13 protein-coding genes are annotated in these 11,205 nt (G+C 69.0%); 5 read left to right on the forward strand and 8 right to left on the reverse strand.

From position 1 onward, the window contains the following. The 3 genes from ALI44B_RS07850 (at position 1) to ALI44B_RS16390 (ending at position 2,607) form a co-directional block, all read left to right on the forward strand. A complete protein-coding gene (locus ALI44B_RS07850; protein ID WP_083709743.1) occupies positions 1–912 on the forward strand; it encodes a sugar phosphate isomerase/epimerase family protein in 912 nt (303 codons plus the stop codon). 8 nt (positions 913–920) lie between these two features. Continuing rightward, positions 921–1,787, forward strand: coding sequence for a sugar phosphate isomerase/epimerase family protein (locus ALI44B_RS16385; protein ID WP_077054194.1), 867 nt, complete (start codon positions 921–923; stop codon positions 1,785–1,787). A 121-nt stretch (positions 1,788–1,908) separates the two neighbouring features. Continuing rightward, a complete protein-coding gene (locus ALI44B_RS16390; protein WP_238592229.1) occupies positions 1,909–2,607 on the forward strand; it encodes a nucleoside/nucleotide kinase family protein in 699 nt (232 codons plus the stop codon). Between the two features lie 79 nt (positions 2,608–2,686). On the opposite strand, the gene ALI44B_RS07865 is transcribed toward ALI44B_RS16390, so the two are convergent. Further along, the gene (locus ALI44B_RS07865) at positions 2,687–3,247 is read right to left on the reverse strand and encodes a CGNR zinc finger domain-containing protein (protein ID WP_083709744.1); all 561 of its coding nucleotides are present in this window, start codon (positions 3,245–3,247) and stop codon (positions 2,687–2,689) included. A gap of 73 nt (positions 3,248–3,320) precedes the next feature. Here ALI44B_RS07865 and ALI44B_RS07870 point away from each other — a divergent pair, with 73 nt between their 5' ends. Next, a complete protein-coding gene (locus tag ALI44B_RS07870; protein ID WP_083709746.1) occupies positions 3,321–4,304 on the forward strand; it encodes a DMT family transporter in 984 nt (327 codons plus the stop codon). On the opposite strand, the gene ALI44B_RS07875 is transcribed toward ALI44B_RS07870, so the two are convergent. Together ALI44B_RS07875 and ALI44B_RS07880 are read right to left on the reverse strand one after the other, a co-directional pair. Further along, the gene (locus ALI44B_RS07875; protein ID WP_143459112.1) at positions 4,277–4,678 is read right to left on the reverse strand and encodes a hypothetical protein; all 402 of its coding nucleotides are present in this window, start codon (positions 4,676–4,678) and stop codon (positions 4,277–4,279) included. The two genes, ALI44B_RS07870 and ALI44B_RS07875, sit on opposite strands and share 28 nt — an antisense overlap. A gap of 74 nt (positions 4,679–4,752) precedes the next feature. Further along, a complete protein-coding gene (locus tag ALI44B_RS07880) occupies positions 4,753–5,226 on the reverse strand; it encodes a VOC family protein (RefSeq protein ID WP_077054197.1) in 474 nt (157 codons plus the stop codon). A 97-nt stretch (positions 5,227–5,323) separates the two neighbouring features. On the opposite strand from ALI44B_RS07880, the gene ALI44B_RS07885 reads away from it, so the two are divergent. Next, a complete protein-coding gene (locus tag ALI44B_RS07885) occupies positions 5,324–6,304 on the forward strand; it encodes a helix-turn-helix transcriptional regulator (RefSeq protein ID WP_077054198.1) in 981 nt (326 codons plus the stop codon). A gap of 2 nt (positions 6,305–6,306) precedes the next feature. Here the strand turns inward: ALI44B_RS07885 and ALI44B_RS07890 are convergent, their stop codons facing one another. From ALI44B_RS07890 to ALI44B_RS07910, 5 genes are all read right to left on the reverse strand, one after another. After that, positions 6,307–6,639: a hypothetical protein gene (locus ALI44B_RS07890; RefSeq protein WP_077054199.1), complete on the reverse strand. Its 333-nt coding sequence runs from the start codon at positions 6,637–6,639 to the stop codon at positions 6,307–6,309. Between the two features lie 182 nt (positions 6,640–6,821). Continuing rightward, on the reverse strand, positions 6,822–7,784 hold the full coding sequence (locus tag ALI44B_RS07895) for a sugar kinase (RefSeq protein ID WP_077054200.1): 963 nt from the start codon (positions 7,782–7,784) through the stop codon (positions 6,822–6,824). Continuing rightward, positions 7,781–8,470 carry a bifunctional 4-hydroxy-2-oxoglutarate aldolase/2-dehydro-3-deoxy-phosphogluconate aldolase gene (gene eda, locus ALI44B_RS07900; RefSeq protein ID WP_083710128.1) on the reverse strand — a complete coding sequence of 230 codons (690 nt, stop codon included), beginning with the start codon at positions 8,468–8,470 and terminating at the stop codon, positions 7,781–7,783. Before eda ends, ALI44B_RS07895 begins: the two co-directional genes overlap by 4 nt. After that, positions 8,460–9,701 (reverse strand): D-mannonate dehydratase ManD, encoded by a 1,242-nt coding sequence (manD, locus tag ALI44B_RS07905; protein ID WP_077054201.1) that lies wholly within the window; start codon positions 9,699–9,701, stop codon positions 8,460–8,462. Before manD ends, eda begins: the two co-directional genes overlap by 11 nt. 52 nt (positions 9,702–9,753) lie before the next feature. Beyond that, positions 9,754–11,145: an MFS transporter gene (locus ALI44B_RS07910; protein WP_077054202.1), complete on the reverse strand. Its 1,392-nt coding sequence runs from the start codon at positions 11,143–11,145 to the stop codon at positions 9,754–9,756. Positions 11,146–11,205: the final 60 nt, after the last annotated feature.

Genomic DNA, 11,205 nt, shown 5'->3' on the forward strand with positions numbered 1-11,205 from the left:
GTGATCGCCTTCTCGCGGCGGGCGGCGCAGCTCGACACCCCTTTGGGCGTGCACGCCGGAACGTTCGTGAACACCTGGACGCCCGAGGCATCCCGGTTCGCCATCGAGGGCGCCGCGGCATCCGGCTACGATCTGATCGAGATTCCGCTGCCCGGTGCTGATCAGCGTGATGGTTCCGCAACCGTGGCCCTGCTCGATGAGGCCGGGCTGGATGCCGTCGTCTCGCTGGCCCTCGACCCGTCGACCGATATCAACACGGATGATGCGGAGTTGTCGGCCCGCGGCGAACGCAAGCTGCTCGACGCCGTCGACTTCGCCGCGTCCATCGGGGCGGGGTATGTCGGGGGCGTCACGTTCTCGGCCATGACGAAATACAGCCACCCGGCGAGCGCCGCCTCCCGCGAGAACTCGCTCTCGGTGCTCACACGCGTCGCCCAGCACGCTGGCCCCCTCGGCGTGGTCGTCGGCCTCGAATATGTGAACCGCTATGAGAGCAACCTGTTGAACACGGCGGCGCAGACCGCAGAGTTCATCCGCGCCTTGAACGACCGCGGAGCCGAAAACCTGCTGCTGCACATCGACACCTATCACGCCAACAACGAGGAAGTCTCGCAGGCCGCCGCCGTGCGCGACGCGGGACCCCACCTCGGCTATCTGCACATCGCCGAAAACCACCGTGGCCTGCTGGGCACGGGCTCGATCGACTGGGCGGGCCTCTTCGGGGCACTGGCAGCCGCCGACTATCGAGGCCCACTCACCTTCGAGTCCTTCTCGGGGGCCGTCGTCTCGCCCGAAACACGCGACGACATCGGCCTCTGGCGCAGCCTGTGGCACGACCCCGTCGAAGCCGCCGGCCACGCGAACTCTTTCCTGCGAGCCCAGCTCGCGATCCACTCACCGCAACTCACCTAAGGAAACCCATGTCGAACAACAAACTCGGAGTCCACGCCCTCGTCTTCTCGGGCGGCACCACACCGTCCGAGGTCGACCTCATCATCGCCGAGACCAAGAAGGCCGGCTTCGACCTGCTCGAGCTGTCGCTGCACGACGCGGGCAACCTCGACGTTCCCGCCGCGCGCGCCGCCCTCGACGCCGCGGGCCTCGGCATCGTGTGCTCCCGCGGCCTCGCCTTCGACGCGGATGTCTCGAGCGACGACCCCGCCACCGTCAGCCGCGGCGCCGACCTGCTGCAGTACTCGCTGGGCGTCACGCACGACCTCGGCGGAACCCACTTCACGGGCGCGCTCTACAGCGCCCTCGGCAAGTACGGCCACGCGCTGACCACGGCGGGCCGCGCCAACGTCGTCGCCACCCTCAAGGACCTCGCGGTCGAGGCTCAGGGTCGCGGCATGACGCTCGGCCTCGAGATCTGCAACCGCTACGAGACCAACGTCATCAACACGGCCGCCGACGCCCTGCGCCTGGCCGACGACATCGGTCACGACAACGTGCTCATCCACCTCGACACCTACCACATGAACATCGAGGAAGATGATCTCGTTCGCCCCGTTCACCTCGTGGGCGACCGCCTCGGCTACGTGCACATCGGCGAGAACCACCGCGGCTACCTCGGCTCGGGCCACCTCGACTTCACGTCGTTTTTCCACGCCCTCGCCGACATCTCCTACGACGGCCCCATCACGTTCGAGTCGTTCTCCTCGGCCGTGGTCTCGCCCACGCTCTCGAACGACCTGGCGATCTGGCGTAACCTCTGGAACGACGGCCCCGCGCTGGCCGCCCACTCCCACGCTTACCTCACCAACATGCTCGAGGGGACCCGTGTCTAATCTCGTTTCAGACCACTCGGATGCATCCGGCCCGTCAGATGCGCCGAGCCCCGCAGAAGCCGACGAACGCTCGGATGCCGCGGCCGACGCTCTCGACGCCCTCGCCCGCCGCGCGCTCGCACTGGTTCCGGCGGGCGGCGGCCGGGCCGTCGTGGGCATCGCCGGCAGCCCGGGAGCGGGCAAAACCACGCTCGCGGTGCAGCTCGCGGCTCGGGTGAACGCGATCGTCGCTGCTGAGGCCTCCTCGGCTTCCGGGTCGTCCTCGGCATCTTCGTCGGCGTCGGCTTCTGAGGCGGCCTCAGCTGCGGCATCGCCACACTTCGCCGCGCACCTCCCCATGGATGGCTATCACCTCGCCAATTCGACGCTCGACAGCCTCGGCCGCCGTGACCGCAAGGGCGCCATCGACACCTTCGACGGCTGGGGCTTCGTCGCCCTGCTGCGCCGGTTGCACGCCGAGACATCCCACACCGTCTATGCGCCGAGCTTCGACCGCACGGTCGAGGAGCCCATCGCGGGCGAGATCGCGGTCCTGCCCGACACGAAGCTCGTGATCGTCGAGGGCAACTACCTGCTCGTCGACGAGACGCCGTGGGCCGACGTGAAAGGCTTGCTCGCCGAGGCCTGGTTCTGCGAGACCACGGACGACGAGCGCGTGCGGCGCCTCGTCGACCGGCACGAGCGCCACGGCCGCACGCCCGAGGCCGCCAAAGCGTGGGCCGAATCAGTGGATGGCAAGAATGCGATCCTCATCGAATCGACCATGCCGCGCGCCGACCTCGTCGTTTCGGGCGTCACCGCCGCGGTCCTCCCCCGCTGACTGGAGCTGTGGCGCGGGACAACTCGCGCATGACGACACCGCGGCACCGCGGATCCGCCGGCTCCGTCGGCTGGTCTGTTCAGCCGACGGGGTCCGCGGCGCGGCGCTCCCGGAACGCCACCATGTTCATGCGGTTGCCGCAGCGCACGCTGCAGAAGCGTTTCGACCCGTTGCGCGACAGGTCGACCAGCATGCCTTCGCAGTCGAAGGCCGCGCAGTGCCGCAGGCGGCTCGTCTCGTTCGACCGCACCACGTCGATGAGCGCCATGGCGGCCTCGACGAGGAAGCGGTCGGCGAGCGGCGCCTCTTGCGAGGTCGCGTGCACATGCCAGTCGATGCCGTCGTGCCGTTCGAGCCGGGGCACGGCGTTGAGGCGGGCCAGCAGTTCGTTGATGGGCACGATCATGTCGTCGCGGTCGAGGGTCCAGATCTCGCGCAGCCGGGCCCGGGCCGCGCGCATAGCGTCGAGCTCGGCGTCGTCGCGGTCGAATCGCCCCGAGAAGCCGGATTCGGCCATCAGGGCGCTGAGTTGCTCGCGCGTGGACAGCTCGTCCTCGCCCGATCGGCTCGCGCCGGCGACCGTGTTGAGGATGGCGGCGTTGAACTCGAGGACATCCTCGGTGTCAGGGGCAAAAAGCAATTTGACTCCTTATCTCTGACGAGTCTAACGTCAGGAGCGTAAGAACATTCGCTCCTGACGAATCGAGCCCAGCGTGCACCGTCGACACCTCACGACCGGCCTCATCATCGCCGTCGTCGCGGCCGTCTCCTTCGGGGTGTCCGGCCCCTTCGTCAAGCCGCTGCTGCAGGCCGGCTGGAGCCCCGTGGCCGCCGTCGCCCTGCGCGCCTTCATCGGCGGAATCCTGCTCGCCCCCGTAGCGCTCGTCATGCTGCGCGGCAACCTGCGCCCCCTCTGGCGCTCGCGCTGGCGCGTGCTCGGCATGGGCAGCGTGGGCGTCGCCGGGGCCCAGGTCTTCTACTTCTCGGCCGTTCAGCGCATCCCCGTCGGAACCGCCATCCTGCTCGAATACCTGGCGCCCCTGCTGCTCGTCGCCGTGGCCTGGGTCATGACGCGCCGCCGCCCCGCCGTGCCCGTGCTCATCGGCTCGGTCGTCGCCGCGGGGGGCCTCGTGCTCGTGGTCTCGCCGGCCGACGGCGGGCCTCTCGACTTCTTAGGGCTGCTCTTCGGCCTCGGCGCCATGGTGTGCTGCGCCGTCTATTTCGTCATCGCCGCACAAGAGTCGGATGATCTGCCGCCCGTCGCCCTCGCCGCATCCGGCCTGCTCGTCGGCTCGCTTCTGCTCACGCTGCTCGGGCTCACCGGACTCGTGCCCTTCACCGCATCCGCCGCCGACGTCACGGTGCTCGGCAACGTGGTGCCCTGGTGGGTGCCCATGCTCGTGATCGGCGTCGTGGCCACCGCGGTCGCCTATGCCACGAGCATCACGGCGAGCGCCATGCTCGGCTCGCGGCTCGCCTCCTTCGCGGGCCTGCTCGAGGTGGCCGCGGCCGCCGCCTGGGCCTGGCTCCTCCTCGGCGAACAGCTCTCGACGCTGCAACTGCTGGGCGGCGCGCTCATCGTTGCGGGCATCGTTGCGGTGCGCTTCGACGCCAGCAGCGAGGGCGTCAGCGAGCGCGGCAGCGAGCGCGTCGTGAACCAGCGCCCGATTCAGACGGGCGGCAGGATTCCCGGATAGGGGTTCTTCGGCTTCAGCGACTGCAGCCAGAGCAGTTCCTGCCGCGACATCTTGCCGTCGCGCGCCCGGCGGGCGGTCGCCATGATGCGCAGCTGGGGCCGGGCTCTCACCCACCAGACGGGACGCGTCTGCTGCATGACCGCCCACCCGTAGATGAGGCGCTGCTCGGGCGGATAGGCGCGATATTGGCGGCCTACCCACACGAGCAGCGCCACGAAGGGCAGTGCGCACAGCACCATGATGACTCCGAGTCCGCGGTACTCGCGCGACGAGATGCTCAACGCGATGCCGAAGACGGGCAGCAGCACGAGCCCGGCGACGGCCACGCCGAATTGAATCGCCCAGTAGCGGCTTCCCGCGGATGTCGCACTCATCCTCACAATGTAGCGCCGGGTAGCTGGCATGCGATGCGACATCTCGCGCGTGGCCGCCGAGGGCGGCCCGGCGGTTACTCGGCGGAGTAGGCGGCGGCCACGTCGAGGATCCAGGTGACGCCGAAGCGGTCGGTCAGCATGCCGAAGCCCGGGCTCCACGCCGATGCGGCGAGCGCCTCGACGACCGTGGCGTCGGCCGAGAGCGCATTCCAGTAGCGCTCGATCTCGCCGAGGGTCTCGCCCCGAACCGACACGAAGAACGACTGGTCGGTGAGCGTGACCCCGTTTTCCCGGCGGGTGGAGCCGCTCGTCGGGGAGGCGTCGGCGGCGCCGCGGATGTTGGGGATGTCGTATGCCATGACGCGGAAGCCGTCCGCCGTCTCGACCTGGCCGAAGACCACGTTGTCGGCCCCGGGGACATCCTTCGGCATGCCGAAATCGCCGTAGGTGGCGATGGTGGGCTGGCCGCCGAAAACCGAACCATAGAACTCGAGGGCCGCTCGGGCTTCGCCGCGGAAGTTGAGGTGGGTCGTGGTGGTGATACTCATGTCTGCTCCTTAGGTGACGCCGGATTCGCTCCGACACCCGTCACTCTGACAGGCGTCTAGGACAGATTCGGTCCTACACTCGACGTAATATCGACGCATGGCCACCCCCACCTCGCGACTGCTCACGTTGCTCTCGCTGTTGCAGGCGCGACGCGACTGGCCGGGCGCCCTCCTGGCCGAACGCCTCGACATCAGCCACCGTACGGTGCGGCGCGACATCGACCGGCTACGCGAGATGGGCTATCGCATCGAAGCCACTATGGGTCCCGACGGCGGCTACCGGCTCGACGCGGACGAACAGCTTCCTCCGCTGCTCTTCGATGACGACCAGGTGATCGCTTTGGCTGTGGCCTTGCGCTCGGCACCCCTGCTCGGCGCGGGCACCGAAGAGGCCGCGCTGCGGGCGCTCACGACGATCAGGCAGGTCATGCCCTCCCGACTGCGACACCGCGTGGACGCCCTCGACTTCACGACACTCGGCCCGCGCGCCTCGACATCCAACACACGCTCGAACGCGAGCCCCGGCACCGACAGCGTCACACCGGATGTCCTCATCGCGCTCTCGAGCGCCGCGCGCGCCCACGAGGTGCTGCGTTTCGACTACGGCACGGCCACCCCGCGCCGCGTCGAGCCACACCACCTCGTCGCCTCCAACGGTCGCTGGTACCTCGTCGCTTGGGATCTCGACCGGGAGGCCTGGCGCATCTTCCGGGCCGACCGCGTGACCCCGCGCATCCCGACCGGGCCTCGCTTCTCGCCGCGCGAGGTGCCCGGTGGTGATGCCGCGGCCTTCGTCTCGGCGCGTTTCAAGGGGTCGGCCGAGCGCGACGAGTGGCCGTGCACCGGCACCGTCGTGGTGCACCTCCCCGCCTCCGAGGTGGCGCCCTTCGCGGCCGACGGCATCGTCACGGACCTCGGCGACGGCCGCTGCACGCTCGTCTCCGGCTCGTGGTCATGGGTGGCCCTCGCCGCCGCGTTGGGCCGGTTCGACACGCGCATCGATGTGGTCGACCCGCCCGACCTCACGGCGGCCTTCGGCACACTGGCCGCCCGCAATGCCGAGACGGCTGCGGGATAAGGTCAGTCTTCGAGGTGGCCGATGGACTTGCGTTCGAAGAAGTCGCAGAGCGCCGCTGCAACCGCGAGTTCGGCCGACAGCCCGTGCAGGTTCTGGGCGGTGAGGTCGAACGCATCCGAGCGGGCCTCGAACCGGATGATCCAGTGCGGGTCGCCCGCGCTGACGGGTTCCATGACGATAGCGGTGCTCACGTTGGCGAGCGGAACCATGACGAGACCTGTGTCGGCCCCGTCGGCACCGTCCTGGATGATGACGCGGATGAGGTCGCCGTCGTTGCGCACGGAACGAAACTCTTCGAGCCAGGACTCGAGCGTGGACTTACTCCGGAAGGGCATGCGTTCTCGTTTTCGTGCGGTCAGCGGTGGTTATGACACTTTCTCATGCCACTTGCGGGACTCCGACCAAAAAGGCCCTGCGATGACCACCCGTGCACAACTTTCGGCTTTTGTCGGATGCGGGCTCCCCTGGCCCTGCCGCGCGGCGGCCTAGCGCTGAGCAGGATCAGCGCCGGACGTTGCTAGCGCTGGACCGGGTCCGCGCCGGGCAGCGCCAGTGCCGCCACGTCGGCGCGAGTGGGTGCCGCCTCCCAGTCGCCATCCACCGTGCACGCCAGCGCGCCGCACTCAACGGCCGTATCGAGGCGGCGCTCGAGCGAGGCGCCAGCGGCGGTCTCGGCCAGCCAGCCGGCGACGAAGGCATCCCCCGCGCCCACCGTGTCGACGACGTCGACGCGCACGGCATCGCGCGCGCTGACCGCGTGGCCCTCTGAGGCGATGGCGCCGTTCTCGCCCAGCTTGATGACGGCGCAGGCGACCCCGAGTGCGCGGATCACCTCGAGTTGCTCGCGCGGATCGCTGCGGCCCGTGAAGAGTGCGGCCTCGTCGTCGCCCGCGAAGAGGATGTCGGAGCGTGCCGCCAGCTCGCGGTAGGCGGCTCCGGCATCGCGACCGTTACCGTTCCGCCACAGCGCGCTGCGGTGATTGACGTCGAACGACACCGTCACGCCCGCCGCCTTCGCGCGGTCGATGGCCGCGTGCACGGCCGCGAGCGGACCCTCGCCAAGACCGGCCGAGATGCCCGTGACGTGCAAGATGGCCGCGCGTTCGACGACACCATCCGGGATGTCGGCCGCCGTGAGCCTGCTGCCCGCCTGAACGCTGCGGTAATAGGTCACGCGCGAGGAGCCCGGCCGGGGCCGTTCCTTGATCATGAGGGCGGTGGCGGCATCCGGGTCGACGGAGGCGTGCACCTCGACGCCCTCGGCGCGGATGCCCCGCGTGATGAGTTCGCCGAGACCATCGCCGCCGACGCGTCCCACCCACGCGGAACGGCCGCCGAGACGGGCCACGCCGATGGCGACGTTGCTCTCGGCACCGCCGAAACCGAGGCGCAGGTGCGGCACATGGGCGAGGCGGCCGGGGCGGTCGGGAACGAGCAGGCCCAGGCTTTCGCCGATCGCGACGACGTCGAGCGAGGTCATCCGGCGTCGCCACCGTTCGCGACCGCGCCGGCCGATCGGGCTGCCTCGGCAACCGCGGCCGCCCCGCGCCCGGCGACGCCCGTGATCCAGCTGCCCGAGGCCGCGAAGACCGCGGGGTGGGCGAGATGCTCGGCGAGGTTGGCCAGCTTGATGCCGCCCGAGGGCATGAATTTCACCGAGCGGTAGACGTCGGCGTAGGCGCTCAACACCGTGAGCCCGCCGAACACGCCGGCGGGGAACAGCTTGAGCCGCGTGAGGCCGAGGCCGATGGCCGTTTGCACCTCGGAGGGCGTGAGCACGCCCGGCACGATGGGCAGGCCCTCCTGCTGCACGAAGCGCACCACGTCGGGGTCGAGCCCTGGCGTCACGATGAATTGCGCGCCGGCTTCGATCGCCTCGCGGGCCTGATCGACCGAGAGCACGGTCCCGGCACCCACGAGCAGGTCGCCGCGCGCCGCGAGTCGACGCACCGCGCCGAGGCCGTGTTCGCCGCGCAGGGCGACCTCGACCACGGGCAGCCCGCCCGCCACGAGACCGTCGCCGATCGCATCCACGTGAGCCTCGTCCGCGATGGAGGCCAGCGGCACGACCCGGAAGTCGAAGAGGGAGGGCGCGGCATCCGCCTCGCGCGTCTCGAACACGGACGCAGGCACAGGCACCGCCGCGGCGCTCGTCTCACCAGTCATGAACGGTCCCATCGATCAGCCGGTTCACCGGCAGGTAGGCCTTCGTGTATTCGTGCCCAGCGGCGGCCTCCTCGTCGAGCGAGACGCCGAGACCCGGCTCGTCGCCCGGGTGCAGGAACCCGTTGTCGAGCGTGTACGACGTCTGGAAGACATTCAGCGTCGCCTCGTTGTGCGGCATGTACTCCTGAATTCCGAAGTTGTGAATAGCCATGTCGAGGTGCAGCGCCGCCGCCATGCCGATGGGCGAAATGTCGGTCGGCCCGTGAATACCCGAGCGGATGCCATAGATCGCGGCGAAGTCGAGCAACTTCTTCATGGCCGTGATGCCGCCCGTGTGCGTCACGGCCGAGCGCACGTAGTCGATCAAGCGCTCGGTGATGAGCGTCTGGTAGTCGTACACCGTGTTGAACACCTCGCCGATCGCCAGCGGGGTCGTCGAGTGCTGGCGCACGAGGCGTAGCGCCGTCTGGTCCTCGCCCGGCGTGCAGTCCTCGAGCCAGAACAGCTTGTAGGGCTCGATGTCCTTCGCGAAGCGCGCGGCCTCGATGGGCGACATACGGTGGTGCCCGTCGTGCAGAATGCGCAGGTCGGTGCCGAAGTCCTGACGGATGCGGTCGAAAACGCCCGGCATGTGCGCGAGGTAGGCGTTGGTGTCCCACGTCTCCTCGGTCGGGGCCGTGGCGGCTCGACCATCCGCGGCGCGTTTGGCGGGTTCGTAGTCGTAGCGCACACCCGGGCCGGCGGCCGAGACGCCGTAGATCTGGCCGAGGCCGGGCACCCCCGTCTGCACGCGCACGGCCGTGAAACCGAGCTCCTGATAGCCCGTGATGGCGTTCGCGAGTGCCTGATAGTCGGTTCCGGACGCGTGGGCATAGACCCGCACGCCCGAGCGACTCGCGCCGCCGAGCAGCTGATAGAGCGGCATCCCCGCCTTCTTGGCCTTGATGTCCCACAGCGCCATGTCGACCGCGGCGATGGCCGCCATGGTCACGGGGCCGCGGCGCCAATACGGTCCGCGGTAGAGGTACTGCCAGGTGTCCTCGATGCGGTCCTCGTCGCGCCCGATGAGCGTCGAGGCAATGTGGTCGGAGAGATAGGACGCGACGGCCAGTTCGCGGCCGTTGAGAGTGGCGTCACCCCATCCGACCACCCCGTCTGACGTGGTGATCTTCAGGGTGACGAAGTTTCGGCCGGGGCTCGTGACCGAGACGTCGACGCTTTCGATACTCACGGGTGGTTCCTTTCACAGATGACGAGGGGATGCTGCGCGCGGCGTCCGGCGATCAGACGGCGTCGCGGGGGTCGGTCAGGTCACGCCCGGCGACCTCGGGCATGATGATCGAGGCCACGAGGGCGCACAGCGTGAAGAAGCCGAGCATGATGACGATCGGGATGAACGAACCGGTCGCGGCCGAGACCCAGGCGGCGGCCAACACGGGGCCGGCGCCGGTCGCGACGATGGCGGCGATCTCGCGCGCCATGGCCGTGTAGGTGTAGCGGTTGCGCGAACCGAACAGCTCGGGCAGGGTCAGGTTCTCGAGCGACGCGAAGCTCATGACGGCCAGGTTGTGCAGCACGACGTAGCCGACGAACACCTGCACGGTGTCCTTGCTGTTGATCATGAGCATGGTCGGCACGATGACGATGAGCGCGATGATGGCCCACACCATGTACATGCGTTTGCGGCCGAAACGGTCGCCCAGCCATCCGGACAGCGGCACCGTGATGAAGGCCACGAGCGACGACACGATGACGGCGTTGACACCGATGGAGCGGTCGAGCAGCAGCACGACCGTGATGTAGCTGATGAGGTAGGTCTGAATGAGGCCCGAGTTGCCGGCCTGGCCGAAGCGCAGCATGAGCGCGATGATGAACGCCTTGATGGGCTTGCGATTCAGCGCCTCGATGGTGCGCGTGTCGCCGGCCAGCTGGGCCTGCTCGAGGGTCTCCTGCTTGGTGAGCGCCTTGCCCTCGACGACGTCGTCGCGCTCCTCGAAGACGGGGCTCTCCTTGAGGTTGAAGCGCACCCACACGGCGAAGAGCATGATGACGGCGCTGCCGATGAAGGGGATGCGCCACGCCCAGTCAATGACCTCTTGCTCACTGAACGCGACCAGCAGGATGGCCCACAGACCGGATGCCAGCAGGGTTCCGCAGTTGGTTCCGAGGGCCACGAGCGACGCGATGATGCCGCGGCGCTTGGCGGGTGCGTACTCGGCGAGCATGACGCCGGCACCCGAGATCTCGGCGCCGGCCCCGAAGCCCTGCAGCAGGCGCAGGATGACGAGCAGAATGGGCGCGAGGATGCCGACCTGCGAGTAGGTGGGCAGCACGCCGATGAGCGTGGTCGAGAGGCCCATCAACAGGATCGTGTAGAAGAGCACCTTCGTGCGGCCGGTCTTGTCGCCGAGGCGCGCGAAGAAGAAGGCGCCGACCGGGCGGGCCACGTAGCCGACGCCGTAGGTGGCCATGGCGGCGACGACGGCCATGGCGGGGTCGTCGTTCGAGAAGAAGAGGTCGGCGAACACGAGCGCGGCGGCCAGCGAATAGAGCTGGTAGTCCATGAACTCGAGCGCCGTGCCGAGCCAGCCCGAGATGGCGGCGCGCACGAGGTCGCGCGTCGACCGTTTCGCGGTCGGGTCAACGGCTGTGGGCGCCGTCTGCGAGTGTGACATGTGGTACTCCTTCGGACCGGGGATGGGGGGTCTTGCGGTGTTGCGGGGGGGTCGTGCCGT

Source organism: Leifsonia sp. ALI-44-B (assembly GCF_001984125.1).
GTDB lineage: Bacteria > Actinomycetota > Actinomycetes > Actinomycetales > Microbacteriaceae > Okibacterium.